Annotated in this window: 14 protein-coding genes; 9 read left to right on the top strand and 5 right to left on the bottom strand. The window is 48.1% G+C overall.

Features of this window, described 5'->3' with window-relative positions; all coding sequences use genetic code 11:
- Positions 1 to 259 precede the first annotated feature (259 nt).
- The 9 genes from gltB (OCU74_RS03775) to OCU74_RS03735 all read left to right on the top strand — a co-directional run bounded on the left by gltB (OCU74_RS03775) (position 260) and on the right by OCU74_RS03735 (position 16,829).
- Positions 260 to 4,792: a glutamate synthase large subunit gene (gltB, locus tag OCU74_RS03775; RefSeq protein WP_087480315.1), complete on the top strand. Its 4,533-nt coding sequence runs from the start codon at positions 260 to 262 to the stop codon at positions 4,790 to 4,792.
- Complete coding sequence (locus OCU74_RS03770) at positions 4,792 to 6,261, top strand: glutamate synthase subunit beta (protein ID WP_087480314.1); 1,470 nt, start codon at positions 4,792 to 4,794, stop codon at positions 6,259 to 6,261. The genes gltB (OCU74_RS03775) and OCU74_RS03770 overlap by 1 nt, the downstream gene beginning before the upstream one ends.
- A gap of 345 nt (positions 6,262 to 6,606) precedes the next feature.
- Positions 6,607 to 11,070 carry a glutamate synthase large subunit gene (gene gltB / locus OCU74_RS03765; protein WP_087480313.1) on the top strand — a complete coding sequence of 1,488 codons (4,464 nt, stop codon included), beginning with the start codon at positions 6,607 to 6,609 and terminating at the stop codon, positions 11,068 to 11,070.
- Between the two features lie 20 nt (positions 11,071 to 11,090).
- Positions 11,091 to 12,503 carry an FAD-dependent oxidoreductase gene (locus OCU74_RS03760; RefSeq protein WP_087480312.1) on the top strand — a complete coding sequence of 471 codons (1,413 nt, stop codon included), beginning with the start codon at positions 11,091 to 11,093 and terminating at the stop codon, positions 12,501 to 12,503.
- A gap of 143 nt (positions 12,504 to 12,646) precedes the next feature.
- Complete coding sequence (gene mtnN, locus OCU74_RS03755; protein ID WP_087480311.1) at positions 12,647 to 13,348, top strand: 5'-methylthioadenosine/S-adenosylhomocysteine nucleosidase; 702 nt, start codon at positions 12,647 to 12,649, stop codon at positions 13,346 to 13,348.
- 19 nt (positions 13,349 to 13,367) lie between these two features.
- Complete coding sequence (locus OCU74_RS03750) at positions 13,368 to 14,321, top strand: cobalamin biosynthesis family protein (protein ID WP_087480729.1); 954 nt, start codon at positions 13,368 to 13,370, stop codon at positions 14,319 to 14,321.
- Positions 14,322 to 15,152, top strand: a complete 831-nt coding sequence (gene btuF, locus OCU74_RS03745) for a vitamin B12 ABC transporter substrate-binding protein BtuF (protein ID WP_087480310.1) — start codon at positions 14,322 to 14,324, stop codon at positions 15,150 to 15,152.
- A gap of 111 nt (positions 15,153 to 15,263) precedes the next feature.
- Positions 15,264 to 15,875: a TRIC cation channel family protein gene (locus OCU74_RS03740; RefSeq protein ID WP_087480309.1), complete on the top strand. Its 612-nt coding sequence runs from the start codon at positions 15,264 to 15,266 to the stop codon at positions 15,873 to 15,875.
- A gap of 81 nt (positions 15,876 to 15,956) precedes the next feature.
- Positions 15,957 to 16,829: a LysR family transcriptional regulator gene (locus OCU74_RS03735; protein WP_087480308.1), complete on the top strand. Its 873-nt coding sequence runs from the start codon at positions 15,957 to 15,959 to the stop codon at positions 16,827 to 16,829.
- Here OCU74_RS03735 and OCU74_RS03730 read toward each other — a convergent pair.
- From OCU74_RS03730 to mutT, 5 genes are all read right to left on the bottom strand, one after another.
- Positions 16,753 to 17,535 carry a TSUP family transporter gene (locus OCU74_RS03730; RefSeq protein WP_087480307.1) on the bottom strand — a complete coding sequence of 261 codons (783 nt, stop codon included), beginning with the start codon at positions 17,533 to 17,535 and terminating at the stop codon, positions 16,753 to 16,755. The two genes, OCU74_RS03735 and OCU74_RS03730, sit on opposite strands and share 77 nt — an antisense overlap.
- Positions 17,536 to 17,707: 172 nt before the next feature.
- Positions 17,708 to 20,935, bottom strand: coding sequence for a carbamoyl-phosphate synthase large subunit (gene carB / locus OCU74_RS03725; RefSeq protein WP_087480306.1), 3,228 nt, complete (start codon positions 20,933 to 20,935; stop codon positions 17,708 to 17,710).
- 17 nt (positions 20,936 to 20,952) lie between these two features.
- Complete coding sequence (carA, locus tag OCU74_RS03720) at positions 20,953 to 22,092, bottom strand: glutamine-hydrolyzing carbamoyl-phosphate synthase small subunit (protein WP_087480305.1); 1,140 nt, start codon at positions 22,090 to 22,092, stop codon at positions 20,953 to 20,955.
- A 483-nt stretch (positions 22,093 to 22,575) separates the two neighbouring features.
- The gene (gene dapB / locus OCU74_RS03715; RefSeq protein WP_087480304.1) at positions 22,576 to 23,385 is read right to left on the bottom strand and encodes a 4-hydroxy-tetrahydrodipicolinate reductase; all 810 of its coding nucleotides are present in this window, start codon (positions 23,383 to 23,385) and stop codon (positions 22,576 to 22,578) included.
- Positions 23,386 to 23,545: 160 nt separating this feature from the next.
- The gene (gene mutT / locus OCU74_RS03710; protein WP_087480303.1) at positions 23,546 to 23,947 is read right to left on the bottom strand and encodes an 8-oxo-dGTP diphosphatase MutT; all 402 of its coding nucleotides are present in this window, start codon (positions 23,945 to 23,947) and stop codon (positions 23,546 to 23,548) included.
- Between the last annotated feature and the right edge of the window lie 76 nt (positions 23,948 to 24,023).

Raw genomic sequence — 24,023 nt, 5'->3', positions numbered from 1 at the left:
GGAGACAACGAATCGGATAAAACCTCGGTGATAGGCAAACCTGCCAGAATAAAGCACTAGCTGCATATAAAGATTGACCTGCATATCACCAAGGATTGTTTTTCTCACCCTATTTCCGGTGGGAGACGGAACGGATTCAGGCCGGTAGCATAAACCGGCTTTGAGACAATAAAGATATAAAAAGGACCAGACACACGAGTGAACAGGGGAATATTTCTCCTGCGGGTGTGCGTCTTTATTGAACAGGAAGGATGTATCAATGTTAAATTCACCAGGGCTTTATACGCCCGAGCTGGAGCATGACGCCTGCGGTATCGGCTTTGTTGCCCATCTGAAAAACCGGAAATCCCATCAGGTTGTCACTCAGGCACTGGACATGCTTGCCCGGATGGAGCACCGTGGCGGTCAGGGATGTGACCCGTGTAGTGGTGACGGCGCAGGGATTCTCTTACAAAAGCCGCATGAGTTTTTACTCGAAGAAACCGTCAAACTTGGCATTCGTCTGCCTTCATTCGACCAGTATGGTGTCGGCGTCGTATTGTTCCCGAAAGATGAATATAAACGGGAACAGTGTCGCGATATTCTGGAAAGAAATGCCAAACGACTGGATCTGGAAATTCTCGGATACCGGGTACTACCGACAGATAACCATATGCTTGGCGCAGATCCACTCAGCACCGAACCTCAGTTTGAACATGTGTTCATCAGTGGCGGGCCGGGCACGACGCCAGAAGCACTGGAACGCAAACTTTATGTTCTGCGTAATTATACAGTCCGGGTCTGTCTGGAAAGTATTTCCAACATTGGAGATGATTTTTACATCAACTCGATGTCGTACAAGACACTGATCTATAAAGGTCAGTTAACGACTGAACAGGTTCCGCAGTACTTCCTCGATTTACAGAACCCGACCATGGTCACGGCGCTGGCACTGGTCCATTCCCGCTTCTCAACCAATACATTCCCTAAATGGCGTCTGGCCCAGCCTTTCCGTTATATTGCCCATAATGGTGAAATCAATACTGTTCGCGGTAACCTCAACTGGATGAAAGCCAGAGAAGCAATTCTTGAATCAGAGCTGTTTACCAAAGCAGAAATTGATATGCTGCTGCCAGTCTGTCAGGAAGGTAGCTCGGATTCGTCTAACTTCGATATGGTTTTAGAACTACTGGTTCTCTCCGGCCGTAGCCTGCCACACGCATTAATGATGATGATTCCGGAAGCATGGCAGGAAAATACGCAAATGGATGCCAAACGCCGTGCATTCTACCAGTATCATGCCAACGTGATGGAACCATGGGATGGCCCGGCTTCTGTCTGTTTCAGTGACGGTGTGATGGTCGGAGCAACACTGGACCGTAATGGTCTGCGTCCTTCCCGCTATACGGTAACAAAAGATGATTTCCTCATTATGGCATCCGAATCCGGTGTTGTTGATATCGAACCGGAAAATATCCAGTACCGTGGCCGTCTACAACCCGGCAAGATCTTTGTCGCGGATCTGGAAGAAGGCCGGATCATTTCCGATGAAGAAATCAAAGAAAGTATCGCGAATTCCCAGCCATATGAGCAATGGGTTCAGGATAATCTGCTCAGCCTGAAATCTCTTCCTGAGGCTGAAACCGGACACAGCCAGCCGAAGCCGGAACGTCTGCTGCACCGCCAGCAAGCTTTTGGCGTCAGTAACGAAGAAGTCAATCAAATCATTCAGCCTCTGGCACAAACCGGATACGAGCCACTGGGCTCTATGGGTGCCGACTGGCCGCTGGCGATTTTATCCCATCAGTCTCAGCATTTATCTAACTATTTCAAACAGTTGTTTGCTCAGGTAACCAACCCGCCAATCGATCCGATCCGTGAACGGATGGTCATGTCACTCAACACCTATCTGGGCAAAGATCAGAACCTGCTGAGTGAATCACCGGCCCACTGCCGGAAAGTCGAGCTTGAATCTCCGGTTATTTCCAATGCCGAACTGGAAAAACTCCGGGCGATCGATAATGAGTACCTTCAGGCCAAAACGCTGGATATCGTTTTTCAGGCCAGTGGTGAACCGGGTAAACTGGAACGGGCACTAAAACGTATCTGTCAGTATGCTGAAGATGCTGTAATCGACGGCTATTCAATCATTCTGCTGACAGACCGGGCAGTCAACTCAAACCATGCAGCTATTCCGGGAATGCTGGCTGTCGGAGCTGTCCATCATCACCTGATCCGTAAAGGATTACGGGCTAAATGTGGTATCGTCATCGAAACCGGAGATGCCCGGGAAACCCACCACTTCGCGACACTGCTCGGCTATGGCGCAAATGCTGTTAACCCATATCTGGTCACTGAAACCATTGTTGACTTGCAACAGAAGAACAAACTGGATCCGAAAGCAAACGTAAATACGCTGTTCAATAACTACCGTAAAGGGGTCAATGGCGGCCTGTTGAAGATCTTCTCGAAAATGGGGATTTCAACCCTTCAGTCTTATCACGGAGCTCAGATCTTCGAAGCTCTGGGCATCAGTAAGGCAGTTGTCGATAAATACTTCACAGGAACAGTGACCCGGATTCAGGGACTGACTCTGGATGATATCGCCAAAGAAGTATTGATTCGTCACCGTCTCGGCTATCCATTGCGCGAAGTTCCGCTTCAGGTACTTGATGTCGGCGGTGTCTATCAGTGGAAACAACGGGGTGAACAGCATCTGTTTAACCCGGAAACCATTCACCTGTTGCAACACTCGACCCGTAATAAAGATTACGCGCAGTTCAAAGCTTACACTGAAGCAGTTGACCGTCAGGGTGACAAAGCAGTTACACTCCGCAGCCAGCTTGAAATGGTGAAAAACCCGGCTGGAGCAATTGCGCTGGATGATGTCGAACCGATCGAAAGCATCGTCAAACGTTTTGCAACCGGTGCAATGTCGTTTGGTTCAATCTCCTATGAAGCGCATTCGACTTTAGCGGTTGCCATGAACCGACTCGGCGCAAGATCCAACTCCGGTGAAGGTGGTGAAGATCCAATCCGCTTTGAGAAAAAAGAGAATGGTGACTGGGAACGCTCCGCCATCAAACAGGTCGCTTCCGGTCGTTTCGGCGTTACGTCTTATTACCTGACTAATGCTGATGAATTACAGATCAAAATGGCACAGGGTGCGAAGCCCGGTGAAGGTGGTCAGCTCCCAGGCGACAAAGTCGACGACTGGATTGGAGCAACCCGTCACTCAACTCCCGGAGTTGGTCTGATTTCACCACCGCCACACCATGACATCTATTCAATTGAAGATTTGGCTCAGCTGATTTTCGATCTGAAAAATGCCAACCGTGCCGGCCGTGTCAACGTCAAACTGGTTTCTGAAGCCGGTGTTGGTACGATCGCTTCCGGGGTTGCTAAAGCAAAAGCAGATGTCGTGCTGATTGCCGGTTATGACGGCGGAACCGGCGCATCGCCGATTTCATCGATTCGCCATACAGGTCTGCCCTGGGAGCTCGGACTGGCTGAAACGCATCAGACGCTGCTCAAAAATGGTCTGCGTAACCGGATTGTCGTTCAGGCAGACGGTCAGATGAAAACACCTCGGGATCTGGCAATCGCAACACTACTTGGTGCTGAAGAATGGGGTGTTGCGACAGCGGCTCTGGTTGTCGAAGGCTGTATTATGATGCGTAAATGTCATAAGAATACTTGCCCTGTCGGTATCGCTACCCAGAATAAAACACTACGCGAACGCTTTGACGGCCGGGTGGAAGATGTTGTGACTTTCTTCCGCTACATGGCGCAGGGATTGCGTGAAATTATGGCTGAACTCGGATTCAGAACTATTGATGAAATGGTTGGCCAGGCAAACAAACTGAAAGTCAGAAGCAATATCGAGCACTGGAAATACCGTCATCTCGATCTAAGTCCGATTCTTCACATGGAATCTCCCAGAAATGAAGATGGAATTTTCTGTCAGACAACCCAGAACCACGCTCTGGAAAGCATTCTGGACCGCCGTTTAATTGAAGTGGCTCAACCGGCACTGGAACAGGGCAAAGCCGTTCAGGCTGAATTCCCGATTCAGAACACCGACCGTAGCACTGGAACGATGCTATCGAATGAAATTTCGAAAGTATATAAAGACCATGGACTTCCTCAGCCAATGCATGTGAAGTTTACCGGTTCTGCCGGGCAGTCTTTCGGCGCTTTCCTGAGCAAAGGTGTTCAGTTTGACGTCGAAGGGGATGCAAACGACTACTGGGGTAAAGGGTTATCCGGCGGTACGCTGGTGCTCTATCCGAACCACAAAGCTTCACTGATTCCGGAAGAAAATATTGTGGTTGGTAACGTCTGTTTCTACGGTGCGACATCAGGTGAATCTTATATTCGCGGTAAAGCCGGTGAGCGTTTCTGTGTCAGAAACTCCGGAGCCAGAGTCGTAGTTGAAGGTATCGGAGATCACGGCTGTGAATATATGACCGGTGGCGTTGCTATCATTTTAGGCTCAACCGGACGCAATTTCGCAGCAGGAATGAGCGGTGGTGTCGCCTACGTCTGGGATCAGGACGGTGATTTTCATAACAAACTCAATCCTGAACTGGTTGATCTAGATCCACTCGACAGCGATGACATTACATTACTGAAAACGATGCTTAGCAATCATATTCGTTTCACCGGTAGTGAAGTCGCACAGACATTTATGAACAATTTTGATCTGAATCTGCAATCACTGATCAAAGTCATGCCGAGAGATTATAAAGCCGTCTTGCAGAAACAGCAGGCAGCACAACAGGTTCAGACAACGGAAGTGGAGGCCGTGTAATGGGAAAACCAACTGGATTTTTAGAACATGGCCGGGAACTGCCCGGAAAAGTGGCACCGGAAGTCAGAATTCAGCATAACCGCGAGTTTGTGCTCAATGAAGAATTTGGTGACAAAATCAATACTCAGGCATCCCGTTGTATGGACTGTGGTGTTCCGTTCTGCCACAACGGCTGTCCGATCGGCAACATCATTCCTGAATTTAATGATGCGGTTTACCGTAACAGCTGGGAAGAAGCCTGGCAGATACTCAGTTCAACCAATAACTTTCCGGAGTTTACCGGCCGGGTGTGCCCGGCTCCCTGTGAAAGTGCCTGTGTGTTGGGGATCAATCAGGATCCGATTACCATTTGTAACATTGAGAAAACCATTGTTGAAACGGCCTACCGCGAGGGATATGCCCAACCGAAAACACCTCGTAGCCGCACTGGGAAAACCATCGCGATTATCGGTTCAGGCCCATCAGGACTGTCCGCAGCAGAGCAGCTCAACAGTGCCGGTCATACCGTTACTGTTTATGAACGGGATGAAAAAGTCGGCGGACTACTGCGATTCGGTATTCCGGACTTCAAACTAGGGATGGATGTGATTGATCGCAAAATTGAACTGATGCGTCAGGCCGGGATCAAATTTGTTGTGGATGCTCACGTCGGCGTCAATATCAATGCCCAGCAACTCCGTCAGGAATATGATGTGGTTCTCCTGACAGGTGGTTCAACGGTACCACGGGATCTGCCGATTCCCGGTCGTGAGCTGAGTGGCGTTTACTTTGCAATGCAGTTCCTTGCTCAGAACAATCGTCGGGCCAACAATATGGATCTGAAAGGTGAAGAGATCCATGCCAAAGGCAAGCATGTCGTTGTTATCGGTGGTGGTGATACAGGTTCTGACTGCGTCGGTACTTCGAATCGCCATGGTGCAGCCAGTATCACTCAGGTTGAAATCATGCCGATGCCACCGGAAAAGCGTCCGGCGAATATGCCATGGCCGCAATACCCGATGATTCTTCGGACCTCAACCTCCCATGAAGAAGGTTGTGAGCGTCACTGGAATATTCTGACCAAAGAATTTATCGGCAATGCACACGGTGAAGTCACCGGTCTGAAAATTGCCGATATTGTCTGGCAGCCGGCAGCTCCCGGCGAACGTCCTGCTTTTGAGGAAGTTGCCGGTAGTGAGCGGGTTATCCCATGTGATATGGCATTTCTGGCAATGGGCTTCCTGCATCCGGAACCCACAGGTGTTCTGGCTCAGCTGGATATTCAGCTCGACGATCGTGGTAATGTCGCAACAACGGATTACCAGACCAGTCAGGCAGGAATTTTCGCAGCCGGAGATATGCGCACAGGGCAATCTCTGGTCGTCAGATGTATCAATGAAGGGCGTGAATGTGCCCGCTCCATCGATGCCTATCTGATGGGCGGGAGTAATCTTGAAGCCAAAGCAGATTCATTGATGCGCTCAGCCTGAATGAATTAAAACGAATGACCTCTCTGTACTTGATACAGAGAGGTCATCATCAACCTCCTGCTATTCACTTCTGCGTTCACAAAGCATAATTTCCTCTTGAATCTTAGACATATCATCTCCCCCCGGAATCGTTACTTATTCATCTGAGCAATTTATTCCCGTAATTTTCTATGAATCACTTGATCTTTGGTTCCATAAAGGATAGCGTTTAAAGTCCACATTAAATTGGGTGCCTAAATGAGTGTATTTTTAAACCAATTTAATGCATAAAGATTCAAAAAATAACAACAACACAGAATAGTTAGTCATTAACTGTCGAAGACAGAACGCAAAGGGAGACTTGCAATGGCTCTATATGATCCAAGTCTTGAGAGAGATAACTGTGGATTCGGCCTGATCGCGCATATGGAAGGTCAGGCGAGCCACAAACTGGTTCGCACGGCAATTTCAGCACTGGACCGAATGACACACCGTGGCGGGATTGCTGCCGACGGTAAAACCGGTGATGGTTGTGGACTGCTGCTGCAAAAGCCGGATTCCTATCTCAGACTCATTGCGCAAGAACAAAACTGGAAGCTGAGCAAACAATATGCTGTGGGAATGGTTTTTCTGAGCCAGGATCCGGTCAAAGCCCAGTCAGCTCGTGACATTATCAATCAGGAACTCGCACAGGAAACGCTTTCGGTCAGCGGATGGCGTCATGTTCCAACCAATCCGGATGTCCTCGGGCCAATCGCCGCCCGCTCACTACCTGAGATTCAACAGGTATTTATCTCAGCACCTGCCGGATGGCGGGAGCAGGACATCGAGCGACGCCTGTATATTGCCCGTCGCCGCATCGAGAAAAGAATTACTGATGACGCTGATTTCTATATCTGCTCACTATCGACTCAGGTCATCGTTTATAAAGGTTTGTGTATGCCGGCGGACTTACCCCGGTTCTATCTGGATCTGGCTGATTTGCGGATGGAGTCGGCAATTTGTCTGTTCCACCAACGTTTCTCAACCAATACTCAGCCACGCTGGCCGCTGGCACAGCCTTTCCGTTATCTGGCACATAATGGTGAGATCAATACGATAGAAGGAAACCGTCAGTGGGCCAGAGCCCGGGCTTATAAGTTCGCCTCTCCGCTATTGCCGGATCTTCAGTCTGCTGCTCCGTTTGTCAACGAAACCGGTTCAGATTCCTCCAGTCTGGATAACATGCTGGATCTGTTTCTGGCTGGCGGAATGGACTTGTTCCGGGCCATGCGGATGCTGGTGCCACCAGCATGGCAAAATCACCCGGATATGGATCCGGAACTGCGTGCATTCTACGATTTCAACTCCAAGCATATGGAACCATGGGACGGACCGGCAGGAATCGTGCTATCTGACGGGCGTCATGCCGCCTGTAATCTGGACCGGAACGGACTTCGGCCTGCCCGCTATGTGATCACCAAAGATAAGCTCATCACTCTGGCATCAGAAGTTGGTATCTGGGATTACGCTCCGGATGAAGTTGCCACTAAAGGACGGGTTGGTCCGGGAGAACTGCTGGTCATCGACACGCAGACCGGCAAACTGTGGCAATCAGCAGAAATCGATAACGAACTGAAAAGTCGTCACCCGTATCAAGAATGGATGGAAAACAACGTTTATCGTCTTACCCCATTTGCTGAACTCGGCGATGACAAAATTGGTCAGCGTGATTTTGATAATGAACAACTGAAAATCTATCAGAAACAGTTTGCTATGACCAACGAAGAGACCGATCAGGTACTTCGGGTTCTTGGAGATATGGGACAGGAAGCTGTCGGCTCAATGGGAGACGATACGCCAATGGCGGTTCTTTCTTCTAAAGAACGCCTGATCAGTGACTACTTCCGCCAGAAATTCGCGCAGGTCACCAACCCACCCATTGACCCGTTGCGTGAAAAACATGTGATGTCACTGGCAACCAGTATCGGTCAGGAGATGAACGTCTTCTGCGAAACCGATGGCCACGCCCACAGGGTAACCTTTGATTCTCCCGTTCTGCTCTATTCCGACATGCAACAGCTGTTAGGGCTGGATAATCAGCACTACAAAAACACCATCTTAGACATCAACTACGATCCACAGGAAAAAGATCTGCAACAAGCCATTATCGACTTGTGCGATGTTGCTGAACAGGCCGTCCGTGAAGGCACAGTGCTGATCGTATTATCTGACCGGGCAATCACCAAAGACAAATTACCCATTCCGGCAGCCATGGTGGTCGGTGCGGTTCAGACACGTCTGGTAAATACTCAGTTACGTTGCGATGCCAATATCGTTGTGGAAACTGCAACAGCCCGGGATCCACACCAGTTTGCCGTGTTACTAGGCTTCGGTGCGACAGCCGTTTACCCTTATCTGGCCTACGAAGCACTCAGCAAAATGCTGGATGATGGCGTTCTGGAAAAAGGCTACCGGGAAGTAATGCAGAATTATCGGTATGGTATCGATAAAGGCCTGTATAAAATCATGTCGAAGATGGGTATCTCAACGGTTGCTTCTTATCGTTGTTCTCAGCTTTTTGAAGCCGTTGGTCTACATCAGGATTTGGTTGATCTCTGCTTTAAAGGCGTAGCAACCCGCATTCAGGGTGCCAGCTTTGAGGACTTCCAGCAGGATCTGTTTAACCTGTCACGTAAAGCATGGGCGAAAAGGAAATCGGTCGATCATGGCGGATTACTGAAATTTGTCCATGGCGGTGAATATCACGCCTATAACCCGGGCGTGGTCAATCATCTGCAAACCGCGGTTCGCACTGGTGATACACAGGACTACCAACAGTTTGCAGCTCAGGTGAATCAGCGTCCGGTAGCCATGTTACGCGATCTGATGAAACTGAAAAAACCGGAAACGCCACTGGCACTGGAAAAAATCGAACCAGCCACAGAACTGTTTAAACGGTTTGATTCAGCAGCAATGTCAATCGGTGCCCTGAGCCCGGAAGCTCATGAAGCGCTGGCAACTGCGATGAACCGGCTGGGCGGATATTCAAACTCCGGTGAAGGTGGTGAAGATCCACGCCGTTTCGGTACTGAACGCAACTCCCGCATCAAGCAGGTCGCATCTGGTCGTTTCGGTGTCACGCCACACTATCTGACTAATGCAGATGTATTGCAGATTAAAGTCGCTCAGGGTGCAAAACCGGGTGAAGGCGGTCAGCTCCCCGGCCATAAAGTTACAGCTGAGATTGCCCGTCTGCGTCATTCGGTACAGGGAGTTACACTGATTTCTCCCCCACCACATCACGATATTTACTCGATTGAGGATCTGGCTCAGCTGATTTTCGATCTGAAGCAGGTCAACCCGGATGCACTGGTATCGGTCAAGCTGGTTTCTGAACCGGGTGTCGGTACGATCGCAACTGGTGTTGCTAAAGCGTATGCCGACCTGATTACGATTTCCGGCTATGACGGTGGTACTGCAGCAAGCCCGCTGACCTCGGTCAAGTATGCCGGAAGCCCGTGGGAACTTGGCCTGGCAGAAACCCAGCAGGCTCTGGTTTCCAACGGACTGCGCCATAAAATTCGTCTTCAGGTCGATGGTGGTCTGAAAACAGGTCTGGATGTGATTAAAGGTGCAATTCTGGGAGCTGAAAGCTTCGGATTCGGTACCGCACCGATGATCGCTATGGGATGTAAATTTCTGCGTATCTGTCACCTGAACAACTGTGCGACAGGTGTGGCAACTCAGGATGAGACACTGCGTCGCGACTACTTCAAAGGCTTGCCGGAAATGGTCATCAACTACTTTACAGGGCTGGCAAATGAGGTTCGTGGCTATCTGGCTGAGTTAGGTGTCGAAAAACTCACCGACCTGATCGGCCGTACCGATCTGTTGGAAGTAGTTGAGGGCTTAACGGCTAAACAAACTAAACTGGATCTGTCCGGCATTCTTGAAGCACCAGTTTCGCCGGAAGCACATCCACTATTCTGTACTGAGCCAAACCGGCCATTCGATCAGGCGGTGCTCAACCAGAAAATCGTCACCGACGCTCTGAGTGCAGTAGAAAATCAACAGTCACTAAATCTGTACTACGATATCATTAACACAGATCGCTCAGTCGGTGCCCGTTTATCCGGGGAGATCGCCAAACGTTACGGCAATCAGGGACTGGCAGCGACGCCAATCCGTCTTTATTTCGAAGGCACAGCCGGGCAATCTTTCGGAGTCTGGAATGCCGGCGGTCTGGAGCTTCACCTGACTGGTGATGCTAATGACTATGTCGGTAAAGGTATGGCTGGCGGTAAGATTGTCATCAAACCACATCTGGGAACCGCCTTCAGATGTAACGAAGCAACGATTATCGGGAATACATGTCTGTACGGGGCAACCGGTGGTAAGTTGTTCGCAGCCGGAAAAGCAGGCGAACGTTTCGGCGTGCGTAACTCCGGCACAATCGCGGTCATTGAAGGTGCAGGAGACAACGCCTGTGAATATATGACCGGCGGTGTGGTGGCAATTCTTGGTGCAACCGGCGTTAACTTCGGCGCAGGGATGACTGGTGGTTTTGCCTATGTACTCGATGAAAATGATGACTTCCAGGGCCGGGTGAATAATGAATCCGTTGAAGCTATTTCGCTTCAGGACCTCTATATTCATCAGGAACATTTGCGTGGTTTAATTGCTGAACATCTGGAGCAAACCGGCTCTGTTCATGCCGAGTCTATTTTAGCGAATTTCGATGAATGGATTCCTAAATTCTATCTCGTAAAACCACAAGCGGCTGATCTGCAAACACTGCTGGGGCATCAAAGCCGCAGTGCAGCAGAACTTCGCGTTCAAGCACAATAGTTGGAAGGAGCCAGATTATAATGAGCCAGAACGTTTATCAGTTCATTGATGTCAATCGTGTCGATCCGGCCAAAAAGCCGCTCAATATACGTAAGATAGAATTTGTCGAAATCTACGAGCCATTTACCAAACAACAGGCAACAGCTCAGGCGGACCGTTGTCTGGACTGCGGTAATCCTTACTGTGAATGGAAATGCCCAGTTCACAACTATATCCCTCAATGGCTGAAGCTGGCCAATGAAGGACGGATTCTGGAAGCTGTAGAACTGTCACATCAGACTAACAGTCTGCCGGAAGTATGCGGACGGGTTTGTCCTCAGGATCGTCTCTGTGAAGGCTCCTGTACGCTGAATAACGATTTCGGTGCTGTCACCATTGGTAACATTGAAAAATATATTACCGATAAAGCATTTGAGATGGGTTGGAAGCCCGACCTTTCTCAAGTTGAGTGGACAGATAAGAAAGTTGCCGTTATCGGTGCCGGACCGGCAGGTCTTGCCGCAGCCGATATTCTGGTCCGAAATGGCGTCAAAGCCGTGGTCTTTGACCGTTATCCGGAAATCGGTGGATTGCTGACCTTCGGAATTCCATCGTTCAAGCTGGAAAAAGAAGTCATGCAGAACCGGCGCCGTATTTTTACTGAAATGGGTGTCGAATTCCGGCTCAATACCGAAGTCGGTAAAGATGTTGAACTTCAGTCACTGATCGATGAATACGATGCAGTATTCTTGGGGGTCGGAACCTATAAAAACATGCGCGCCGGCCTGGAAAACGAAGACGCAAATGGTGTATACGATGCATTGCCGTTTTTGGTATCCAATACTTATCGGGTCATGGGACTTGAAGAGAAGCAGCCGTTTGTTGATATGGCCGGAAAAAACGTCGTTGTTCTTGGTGGCGGTGACACCGCGATGGACTGCGTCCGTACGTCGATCCGCCAGCAAGCATCTCGAGTCATCTGTGCTTATCGCCGGGATGAAGAAAATATGCCGGGATCACGTCGTGAGGTGAAAAATGCCAAAGAGGAAGGCGTTGAGTTCATGTTCAATCTGCAACCTCTGGGCATCGAAATCAATGCCAGTGGTCAGGTTACCGGTGTAAAAGTTGTCAAAACAGCTCTGGGTGAACCAGATGCAGCCGGACGTCGTCGTCCTGAGCCGGTTTCCGGTAGTGAGCATGTCCTCGCAGCCGATGCGGTGATTATGGCATTTGGCTTCCAGCCACATGCGATGCCGTGGCTTGAGCCATTCGGAGTTGAACTGGATCAGTGGGGACGTCTCAAAGCACCGGAAAATGGTCAGTATCCGTATCAAACCACCAATGAAAAAATCTTCGCCGGTGGGGATGCTGTCAGAGGTTCGGATCTGGTTGTCACTGCAATTGATGAAGGCCGGAAAGCCGCCGGAGGCATTCTCGATTATCTGGATGTTTAAGCTTACAAGAGCAGACTAATATAATCCCGGTAACGGAGCTCCGTACCGGGATTTTTGCTTTTATTCCCATGAGGATAACTGGTTGAATCACAAAATTTCATGCTAAACTCAGCGCTGACTTGAACAAAGAAAAGAGATCGAACATGAAAATTGGCATCATTGGCGCAATGGAGCAGGAAGTCGCGATTCTGAAATCGTCAATCCAGCAACTTCAGGAAGAAAAGAAAGGTAGCTGTACCTATTACTCAGGTCAAATCAACGGTGTTGATGTGGTCCTTCTACAGTCCGGCATCGGCAAAGTCGCCGCTGCAATCGGAACCTCACTTCTGCTGGAGATGTACAATCCAGATATCGTCATAAATACTGGCTCGGCCGGTGGATTCGATTCATCTCTGACCATGGGAGACGTCGTCATTTCTACCGAAGTCAGACACCATGATGCCGATGTCACTGCATTTGGTTATGAAATCGGCCAAATGGCAGGACAACCAGCCGCTTTCCCAGCAGATGAGAAACTGATGGAACTGGCAGAAAGCGCCTTAGCTCAACTGGGTGATAAACACGCGGTTCGCGGCCTGATCTGTACCGGTGATACCTTTGTCTGCAAACCGGAACGACAAGCGTTTATTCGCGAGAATTTCCCCGGAGTGGTTGCGGTTGAGATGGAAGCCTCAGCGATTGCCCAGACCTGCTATCAGTTCAAGACACCATTTGTGGTCGTCCGGGCAATTTCCGATGTTGCTGATAAAGAATCACCGATGTCTTTTGATGAATTCCTGCCACTGGCAGCCGCCAGTTCTTCTGAAATGGTGCTGAAGATGATCGAAATCATTCATCAGGCATAACATATCGTAGTAAATGCTCATGACACACCTGAATGAATTACTGCAAACCCAAAGTGCACTCCTCATTATGTGGGGAGCGCTGTTGATTCATTTCATTCTGCCTCTGCCGGCAAATGCTCATCCGGCCATCCTGTGGCATAAGTTTGCAGAGATTCTGGCAGAGAAGGTTAATACTCAGGGCAGCTATGCACAACGGACACTTTCCGGTACGTTAGCAACGTTTCTCATGCTAATCCCGGCTCTCATGATTTTAGTGGCGCTGGAGCCTCTGGTCTGGCAGTCGGAACTTTATCAACTGGTCTTATTGATTCTGGCACTTGACTGGCGCGGTCTGTCGAAACTGACTAAACCTTTGCTCCATGCACTGGCAACACAGGAAAAGCAGAATGCCCGCCAGTTACTGGCAGAACGACTGAACCGCCAGACAGACACACTTTCTGTCGTCGGTCTCGGTAAAGCCAGTGCCGAAGTTCTGATCATCGGTCAGGCACGTCAGGTCATCACCGTCCTGTTCTGGTATGGATTACTGGGCGGAATCGGGGCCTTTATGTACCGTTTGATTGTTGAACTCAGCAGAGTCTGGTCGCCTTCCATTCCCGCCAATCACCCTTTTGGCCTAGCCGCCGCCCGTCTTAACCTTTGGTGTGAATGGATTCCGGGACGAATTTTTGCGCTGTTACTGATGTCCGGAAAAGGCATGTCCACAGTCTGGGCTCAAACCCGGCGACAGAGCCTGTCCTGGCCGTCCAGAACAGCTGGCTGGCTCTTGTGTGCCACCGGACATAAACTGAACCTTTCACTGGGAGGGCCGGCAATCTATGCAGGTAAGAAAAGTATCCGGGCCAAAGTTGGCGGTAGAATTGTGCCTTCTGCTCTGCATTTGTCACAAATCCAGAAATTACTCAATCAGCGGACTTATCTCTGGATCGGCGGACAAAGCCTGCTGATGCTTATTGCTGCACAAGGTCTTTGAATGTTTATCCACCGGATTCATTTATTACTGCTCCTGATGATTCTCCCGTGTCTGACAATAGCAGCACCACCGGTCCAAAGAATCATTGCACTATCTCCTCATGTAACTGAGCTTGCCTATGCCGCGGGGCTGGGCAGTAAAATGATTGCAGTCAGTGATCATAGTGACTATCCACCTCAGGCCCAAAGTCTGCCGAAAGTCGCGAATTATAAAGGCATTAAGATTGAAAAAGTCCTGATTCTGAAACCAGATCTGGTCATTACCTGGCCGGACGGCAATCCTCCGCGGGAATTACAAAAACTTCAGCAAATGGGAGTGCAGACATATCCATCTCAAATTCATCAGTTGAGTGATATTGCTGATAATATCGAAGCACTGAGTCAATACGCTGATAACCCGGAGATTGGTCTTGAAAATGCCCGACAGTTCCGGCAGCAACTCGCCGCCCTGAGACAACGGTATCAACACACCCGCAAAGTTCGTTTTTTCTACCAGTTGAGTGAAAAACCTATTATCACCATTGCCCGGAATAGCTGGCCCAGTGAAGTTTTTGAGTTTTGCGGTGGGGAAAATGTATTTAAGGAGAGCGCAGCTCCATATCCACAAGTCAGCAGGGAACAGGTTTTACTGGCTCAGCCCGAAGTCATTTTCAACTCTCATCATGCAATTAAAAACATGGACATGTGGTCGGATTGGTCACGCATCCCGGCGGTTCGCCAGCACCACGTCTGGACGCTGCATTCAGACTGGCTTAACCGGCCGACACCAAGAACTATTCGAGCCATAAAAGAGATCTGCCAATATCTGGATACTGCCAGACAAAATAATTGACCTGATTGTGCTCCAACCTCAGTTTATAAAGCTATCAGTTAGGGCTATTTTCCCGTACAATGCGCTCTGTTTTGCTCATGTCCCCAATAATAATGTGGAACCACTCAACGTATGTTTCTCTATCTGATTGATTTATTCGGTACAATCATATTTGCTGTTTCCGGAGTGCTGCTGGCCGGTCGTTTAAAGATGGATCCATTCGGGGTCGTTGTACTCGCCAGTGTCACGGCTGTCGGTGGTGGAACAATGCGCGACATCGCTTTGGGAGCAACGCCCGTATTCTGGATCACAGACACAACGTATTTATGGGTAATTCTGGCGACCAGTTTCCTGACCATGCTCATCGTCCGGCGCCCGAAACGCCTCCCTTGGTGGGTCTTGCCAGTATGTGATGCTATCGGACTTTCAGTATTTGTCGGAATTGGTGTCGATAAATCGCTGCTCTATCAGGAATCATCATTGATCGCGATTATTATGGGAGTTCTGACCGGCTGTGGCGGTGGTATTATCCGGGATATTCTAGCCCGGGAAATTCCCATGATTCTGCGTAGTGAAGTGTATGCCACAGCCTGTATCGTCGGTGGTATTTTTCACACAACAGCTCTACAAATGGGTTACGATCACAAGACAGCATTCCTGTCCGGCTTCGCATCCACACTGATCATTCGTCTCGGAGCAATACGCTGGCACTTATCCCTCCCGGTTTTTGCGATTAACCGGTGATTCACGGCTATTCCTCTATCGCAATCAGAGGCAGCTTTCGCTAAAGTAAGCGAATGCTCTCCCTGACTGACCATAAAAACGATGTTGCTTGAAGGTATTGAAACACTCCTGATTCTCAGCAAAGAAAAAACCATGAGCCGAACCGGTAGTCTGCTTTATATCAGTCAGTCTGCGGTTAGTAAGCGAATCGCGAATCTGGAAAAGCGGCTGGGTAAAAAACTGGTGGTTCCCGATGGCCGTCATATCAGACTCACCGCCGATGCCCAGGCATTAATTGATCGGGTTGGTCCCAGTTTTCATGAGTTGAGCGGATTAATATTCGAACAGCAAACACTGGAAGATAACACATTAATCCGGTTTGACTGCTCAGAAACACTGGTTGCAGGTCTTCTGAGTGAAGTGATGGGCAAATATTTCAGCCATGACAAACGTATTACTATCACAACCAACCATACACCCAGAATCGTTGAGCATGTTCGTTCCGGTAAAGCCACACTTGGACTTTGTGCCGGCTATTTACCCGGAAATCACGGGCTGACGACATTCCACCTTTACGATGAGCCGGTCTTTATTGTCAGTCAGCAGCCCTTAGCACAGCTTCCGCAGCAAATCATCACCAATGATTTGTCCAACAGTGCCAATACCTATCAGGCATCCATTCTGGAGCATCTGGGGATTACTCCCATCATGGAAATGGACTCATACACAGCCGCAGCCCAGCTTGCGTTACAGGGAGTCGCACCGGCACTGGTCCCACTATCGATCATACAAACGCTGTCAGTTTCTCCCCATAACTATTTCAGCTTCGATGCTCTTCAGCCACTGTTCCGGCCAATTCATCTCTGTTTAAGGGCAATGACTTACCGCTCTCCCCGCATCAAATCACTGATAGCAGCCATTGTTGATGCTGTTCCCACAACAGTTTCAGAGCCATTGATAAAGACATCAGAATAACCAGAGGACGAATCCATTTTTGTCCTTTATTGAGCACTATTCTGGCACCAGCTCTCGCTCCCAGGAACTGTCCGACGGCCATCACCAGTCCAAGCTTCCATATGGGTAACCCTGCAATCAGAAAAAAGGTCAGCGCTGCAATATTGGAAGTAAAGTTAAGGATTTTAGCCCGGGCGGTGGCTTCAATAATCGACAATCGTCCTAAGACAATAAAGCAGACAGCGAAGATCGCCCCCGTACCCGGTCCGAAAAAGCCATCGTAGAATCCAACTGTTGTCCCAACCAGCAAAGCAAATACACCATCAGAAAGTACAGCCTTCTTATTGGTTTCAGACTTGGCTGGTGGTGAAAATAGGAAATACAGGGAAATAGCAACCAACAGAGCAGGAATCAGACTAGTCAGTAAATCGGCATCCAGAATCTGGACTAACTCAGCCCCAATCGCTGCGCCAGTGAAGGTACAGACAATAGCAAACCACATCTGCCGAAGAGAAATCAGACCATTACGGATAAAATAAAGTGTTGATGAAAAACTGCCGAATGAACTCTGAAGTTTATTGGTAGCAATAGCCTGTGCCGGAGAAATCCCGGTAGCCATCAAAACCGGAAGTGTAATTAAACCACCGCCACCAGCAATGGCATCAATGCAACCGGCAAGTGCAGCAGCAAAAAAAAGCAGCGCCAATATCTCGATTGAAACTTCCATATCATTCCCTAATAGATTAGATAATAATGAAAATTATCACGGAAAAATAAAGAGATATAGCGAAAACACGGATATTGTCCTATTCCATATATTCATAGATAAAAATATATACTAACAAAAAAAGCCCGGCTAAAATGCCGGGCTTTTTACTGAATTCAACAATACGAATTACTTATGATGCATTTCTGACCTGCTCATGCATTTCCTGAACAGAAATCACTGATGCTTTCGGATCTGCGGTATGTCCCATTGCTGTTGCAAATGCTGCATTCAGTGTGGTTGCATAGTTCACTTTCTCGGCCAACGCACCCCGGCGTAAGACTTTTGAATCCTCAATCGCCTGACGTCCTGAAGCTGTGTTGATGATATAGGTGTACTCATTATTCTTGATCCGGTCAAGAATGTGAGGACGGCCTTCATGGACTTTGTTGACCAAGCGAGGGTTAATACCCGCTTCGCCCAGAACAACAGCCGTACCATGCGTTGCATCTAACTGATAACCTAACTGAATCAGTTTTTCAGCCAAAGCAACTGCACGCTGTTTATCGCCTTCCCGGACAGAAATCAGTGCACGACCGCCCTCAGGATAAACACAGCCACAAGCCAGTTCTGCTTTAGCAAATGCTTCAGCAAAAGTGCTACCTACACCCATCACTTCACCGGTCGAGCGCATTTCCGGTCCAAGCAATGGATCAACACCCGGGAATTTGTTGAACGGCAATACCACTTCTTTCACGGAGTAGTAAGGCGGTACGATTTCCTGAGTAAAGCCCTGCTCTGCCAGACTCTGCCCAGCCATAACCCGGGCTGCAATTTTAGCCAGCGGCGCACCAGTCGCTTTAGAAACAAACGGAACTGTCCGGGCCGCACGAGGGTTCACCTCAATCAGGTAAACTTCATTGTTTTTCACAGCAAACTGAGTGTTCATCAAACCACGGACACCCAGTTCAAAAGCCAGCTTTTCAACCTGCTCGCGCATGACATTCTGAATATCCTGACTCAGCGTGTATGCCGGCAACGAACATGCAGAGTCACCTGAGTGAACCCCAGCCTGTTCGATATGTTCCATAATCCCACCGATCACGACACGTTCACCATCACAGATAGCGTCAATATCAACCTCAACAGCATCATCGAGGAAGTGATCCAGCAACACCGGAGATTCATTAGATACACTGACAGCTTCATTGAAATAGCGGCGGAGATCGGCTTCATCATAAACAATTTCCATCGCCCGACCACCCAATACATAGGATGGACGCACAACCAGCGGATAACCGATATCTCTGGCCTTATCAACGGCTTGCTCAATCGCTGTTACCGTTGCATTCTCTGGCTGTTTCAGACCCAAACGGTCAACTGCCTGCTGGAAACGCTCCCGATCTTCAGCACGGTCGATAGCATCCGGACTAGTACCGATAATCGGTACTCCAGCAGCTTCCAGAGCGCGAGCCAGTTTCAGCGGAGTCTGACCACCATACTGTACAATCACACCGGTCGGCTTCTCAACCCGGGCAATCGCCAGTACATCTTCCAGTGTTACCGGTTCAAAGTAGAGACGATCCGAAGTATCGTAATCGGTTGAGACAGTCTCAGGGTTACAGTTAACCATAATGGTTTCATAACCATCTTCACGTAGTGCAAGTGATGCATGTACACAACAGTAGTCGAACTCAATCCCCTGACCAATCCGGTTCGGACCGCCGCCCAGAACCATGATTTTCTTCTTATCCGTCGGATAGGCTTCACACTCTTCATCATATGAGGAATACATGTAAGCCGTTGAAGAAGCAAACTCAGCTGCGCAGGTATCGACACGTTTATAGACAGGATGAATATCAAACTGATCACGCAAACGGCGAATCTCATTCTCAGAAACACCAACCAGTTTTGACAAACGCGCATCGGCAAACCCTTTACGCTTCATCCGACGTAAAACGTCTTGAGTCAAACCGGCAAAACCAGCAGCTTTGATTTCATTTTCAAGTTTAACCAACTCTTCAATCTGTACCAGGAACCACCGGTCGATGGACGTCAGATTAAAGATCGCATCCACAGACATACCGGCACGGAAAGCATCCGCGATATACCAGATACGTTCAGCACCGGCTTCTTTCAACTCATGGCGAATCTTAGTCAGTGCATCCGGAGAATCCAGATCAACAATTTCATCGAAACCTGCCGCACCAACTTCAAGACCACGAAGTGCTTTTTGCAATGATTCCTGCTGGTTGCGGCCTATAGCCATCACTTCACCAACAGACTTCATCTGAGTTGTCAGCTTCGCATTGGCGCCCGCAAATTTTTCGAAGTTAAAGCGTGGAATTTTCGTCACAACGTAGTCAATGGTCGGCTCAAACGATGCTGGTGTTGCACCACCGGTAATATCATTCATCAACTCGTCAAGAGTAAAGCCGACAGCCAGCTTCGCAGCAATTTTAGCAATAGGAAAACCAGTCGCTTTTGATGCCAGTGCCGAAGAACGGGAAACCCGGGGATTCATTTCAATGATCACCATCCGGCCATCTTCCGGATTGATCCCGAACTGAACATTCGAGCCTCCGGTTTCGACACCAATTTCACGCAACACAGCTAAAGATGCGTTTCTCATCAGCTGGTATTCTTTGTCCGTCAGCGTCTGAGCCGGAGCAACAGTAATTGAGTCGCCGGTATGAATCCCCATCGGATCAAAGTTTTCAATTGAACAGACGATGATACAGTTGTCGTTTTTATCCCGGACAACTTCCATCTCATATTCTTTCCAGCCAATCAGTGATTCATCGATCAGCAGCTCATTGGTCGGAGACAGATCCAATCCACGGCGACAGATTTCTTCAAATTCTTCTTTGTTATAGGCAATGCCACCACCGGTTCCACCCATCGTAAATGATGGACGAATAATACATGGGAAGCCGACTTTCTCGAGGACTTCGTAGGATTCTTCCATGCTTTTCGCAGTATCAGCCCGCGGGCACTCCAGACCAATCGATTTCATCGCAGCATCAAAACGGGAACGATCTTCCGCTTTATCGATGGCATCGGCTGTCGCACCAATCATTTCAACACCGAATTCAGCCAGAACTCCCTGACGATCCAGTTCAAGTGCACAGTTCAGCGCAGTCTGGCCACCCATTGTAGGCAAAACCGCATCCGGACGTTCTTTTTCAATAATTTTGCGTACAACTTCCCACTGAATCGGCTCGATATAAGTTGCATCAGCCATTTCAGGATCAGTCATAATTGTTGCCGGGTTCGAGTTCACCAGAATAACCCGATAACCTTCTTCTCGCAGAGCCTTACATGCTTGTGCTCCGGAGTAATCAAACTCACAGGCCTGGCCAATTACTATCGGACCAGCACCTAAGATAAGAATACTTTGTATGTCAGTACGTTTTGGCATCGTTTACTTGCTCCGAATTAAGCACGGTGTTGTTGAATAAGTTCAATAAAGTGATCAAATAGAGGCGCAGCATCATGTGGCCCCGGGCTCGCTTCCGGATGCCCCTGGAAACTAAACGCAGGTTTATCCGTGCGATGAATTCCCTGAAGTGATCCGTCAAACAACGACTTATGTGTTGCTTTCAGATTGGCAGGCAAACTCTCTTCATCCGCAGCAAAACCATGGTTTTGCGAGGTAATCATCACAACATCCCGTTCGATATCTTTTACCGGATGGTTCGCGCCATGGTGACCAAATTTCATCTTGATAGTTTTAGCGCCGGATGCAAGAGCGAGAATCTGGTGTCCTAAACAGATACCAAAGACAGGTAGTCCTTTTTCCAAAAAGGCCTGTGTTGCTTCAATCGCGTAAGTACAAGGTTCCGGGTCTCCGGGTCCGTTGGACAGGAAAATACCATCAGGATTCATGGCTAAAACAGTTTCAGCCGGAGTTTCAGCCGGAACAACTGTCAGGCGGCATCCCCGATCAACCAACATACGCAGAATATTTCTTTTCGCGCCAAAATCATACGCGACAACATGATAAGGTAGCTCACTTTCATTTTTAGCCTGAGGGAGTCCATTTTCCAAAGACCAGGATCCTTGTGTCCACTCATAAGCTTCTTTAGTCGTCACAACCTTAGCTAAATCCATACCTTTCAGGCCGGGAAACTCTTTTGCTTTTGCTAAAGCAAGTGCTTCATCCAGATTTTCACCCGCCATAATGCAGCCACTCTGAGCACCTTTCTCACGTAAAATCCGTGTGAGCTTTCGGGTATCGATATCTGCAATACCGACAATATTCTTGGTATTCAGATACTCAGATAAGCTTTGCTCGCTCCGGAAATTGGATGCAATCAACGGAAGATCGCGAATGATCAGTCCCTGAGCATGCACTGCGGAGGATTCTTCATCTTCAGTATTTGTACCGGTATTACCGATGTGGGGATAAGTAAGCGTAACGATTTGTTGAGAGTAGGAAGGATCAGTGAGGATTTCTTGATACCCCGTCATCGAGGTATTAAAAACGACTTCACCAACGGAAACGCCATCTGCGCCAATGGACAGTCCGTGGAACACTGTCCCATCTTCTAGGACTAACAGTGCTGACTTGCTCAAGACAACCTCCAGAATAAAAATGCAAAAAAATTAGATTAAACTGCAAATTTGCCTTCCTTAACAGCCATGAAACAGAGTCATAGCGTATTTCGGACAAATTAGACGCATTTTATAGACAGGTGTGATTTCTGTCAATGTTTAAAATTTATCAAATATACTTTTTTGCCGCGTTATATAAAAAAACAGAATGAACAGAGTAAAAACACACATTAAATATGCATTATCAAACGTCATAAGAGAAATATATGTGAAAAATGGAGAAAAGTAGAAAGAAACCCATCAAAAAAAATGAACAGACTAACGCAATCGATAACGGACGCACAAAAATATAACTTTTCTTGCCTTTAGCATAAATAAAACAGCATATCTTTTATTATCCGAAATAAAAATGACTCATGCTTACAAGTTCGTGAAGTAAAAATAAAGTTTTTCATCCCCCCAAAAATGAGATACGCCAGACGTATCTGGCGCATAATTATGTATTTAAAGCTGATCCAGAGAAAGCACATCGGTCATAGTATAAAAACCCGCAGGCTTTTCTGATAACCATATCGCAGCTTTCACCGCGCCATTGGCGAAAGTCATACGATCTGAGGCCTTGTGTGAAATCTCAACCCGTTCACCGATATCAGCAAACATCGCAGTATGTTCTCCAACAATATCACCAGCCCGAATAGTTGCGAAACCAATCTCTTCCCGGCTTCTTTCTCCGGTAATTCCCTCTCTGGCATATACGGCAACATCTTTCAGTTCATTACCCATTGCTTTAGCAATAGCTTCTCCCATACCTAAAGCAGTACCGGACGGCGCATCAACTTTATAGCGATGGTGTGCTTCTACAATTTCGATGTCACAATAACTTCCCATCACTTTGGCTGCTTTTTCCAGTAGCTTGAACATCAGATTGACGCCAACGCTATAATTAGGAGCCATCACAACCGGAATCTCTTGTGCAGCCTGATCGATCTGTTCTTTCTCACTTTCAGAAAAACCGGTTGTACCGATAACAATTTTTTTGCCGTGTTTCTTACACAGTGCCAAATTTGCCAACGTACTGGCTGGAGACGTAAAGTCGATAATGACATCAAAATTATCAACGGCATTTTCCAGGTTATCGACTAGAGTGACACCAAAATGACCTTCACCGCATAACTCTCCGACGTCGACACCAACCAGTGACGATTCAGGACGCTCAGAACCTGCACCAACTGATGCTGCTTCATGATGATGTGTAGCTTTGACAAGGTTGCGGCCCATCCGGCCGGCAGCACCTGCTATCGCAATTTTAACCATTGCTTACTTCTCCATTCTGCTCAGATACGAATCGAATATTCCACTCGTATTTCATATGTATAGACTCATTCATCTAAACTACCAACATTATATGAATGTGGCTAGGGCGTGTTGACCTTTCATGATCAAATTTCGTTTTATCAATACATGCTTTCCCGGATTAGCGGGAAAATTCACGCATCACTTGCTCAACTATCGGTTCATTGGCTTCGGGAAAATGATAATTGGTCAAATCGGCAACATGAACCCATTGTCCTTGCTGACCTTCTTTTCCGTAGGGTTCTCCAGTGAAATCCGAAATACATATAAAATCAAAGACCAGAGACTTATCCGGATAATCATGCGTCAGATGCCGATAAGGCTGCTGAGCGACAATCTGAATACCGATCTCTTCATCCAGCTCACGTGAGATTGCCTGTTCAGTAGATTCACCAGCTTCAACTTTCCCTCCGGGAAATTCCCAGAATCCACCTTTGTGCAAATGATCAGGCCGCTTTGTAATATAAACCTGTGATTTTTCCTGATTAAAGATGATCGCAGCAACAATATGTGTTCTTTTCATACCTTCCTCTTACAAATGCGAACCTAACGAGTCTAACGATAATTCAACGGTAAAAAAAGAGCCGCTATTATCAGCG

It is taken from the genome of Vibrio mangrovi (assembly GCF_024346955.1).
Classification (GTDB): Bacteria; Pseudomonadota; Gammaproteobacteria; order Enterobacterales; family Vibrionaceae; genus Vibrio; species Vibrio mangrovi.
The sequence above is the reverse complement of the archived record's forward strand: the minus strand, read 5'-3'. Positions and strand labels throughout refer to the sequence as shown.

Excerpts from the sequence above, each read along its gene's own strand:
- gltB (WP_087480315.1), top strand. The coding sequence starts at position 260 with ATGTTAAATTCACCAGGGCTTTATACGCCCGAGCTGGAGCATGACGCC.
- OCU74_RS03770 (WP_087480314.1), top strand. The coding sequence starts at position 4,792 with ATGGGAAAACCAACTGGATTTTTAGAACATGGCCGGGAACTGCCCGGA.
- gltB (WP_087480313.1), top strand. The coding sequence starts at position 6,607 with ATGGCTCTATATGATCCAAGTCTTGAGAGAGATAACTGTGGATTCGGC.
- OCU74_RS03760 (WP_087480312.1), top strand. The coding sequence starts at position 11,091 with ATGAGCCAGAACGTTTATCAGTTCATTGATGTCAATCGTGTCGATCCG.
- mtnN (WP_087480311.1), top strand. The coding sequence starts at position 12,647 with ATGAAAATTGGCATCATTGGCGCAATGGAGCAGGAAGTCGCGATTCTG.
- OCU74_RS03750 (WP_087480729.1), top strand. The coding sequence starts at position 13,368 with ATGACACACCTGAATGAATTACTGCAAACCCAAAGTGCACTCCTCATT.
- btuF (WP_087480310.1), top strand. The coding sequence starts at position 14,322 with ATGTTTATCCACCGGATTCATTTATTACTGCTCCTGATGATTCTCCCG.
- OCU74_RS03740 (WP_087480309.1), top strand. The coding sequence starts at position 15,264 with ATGTTTCTCTATCTGATTGATTTATTCGGTACAATCATATTTGCTGTT.
- OCU74_RS03735 (WP_087480308.1), top strand. The coding sequence starts at position 15,957 with ATGTTGCTTGAAGGTATTGAAACACTCCTGATTCTCAGCAAAGAAAAA.
- OCU74_RS03730 (WP_087480307.1), bottom strand. The coding sequence starts at position 17,535 with ATGGAAGTTTCAATCGAGATATTGGCGCTGCTTTTTTTTGCTGCTGCA.
- carB (WP_087480306.1), bottom strand. The coding sequence starts at position 20,935 with ATGCCAAAACGTACTGACATACAAAGTATTCTTATCTTAGGTGCTGGT.
- dapB (WP_087480304.1), bottom strand. The coding sequence starts at position 23,385 with ATGGTTAAAATTGCGATAGCAGGTGCTGCCGGCCGGATGGGCCGCAAC.
- mutT (WP_087480303.1), bottom strand. The coding sequence starts at position 23,947 with ATGAAAAGAACACATATTGTTGCTGCGATCATCTTTAATCAGGAAAAA.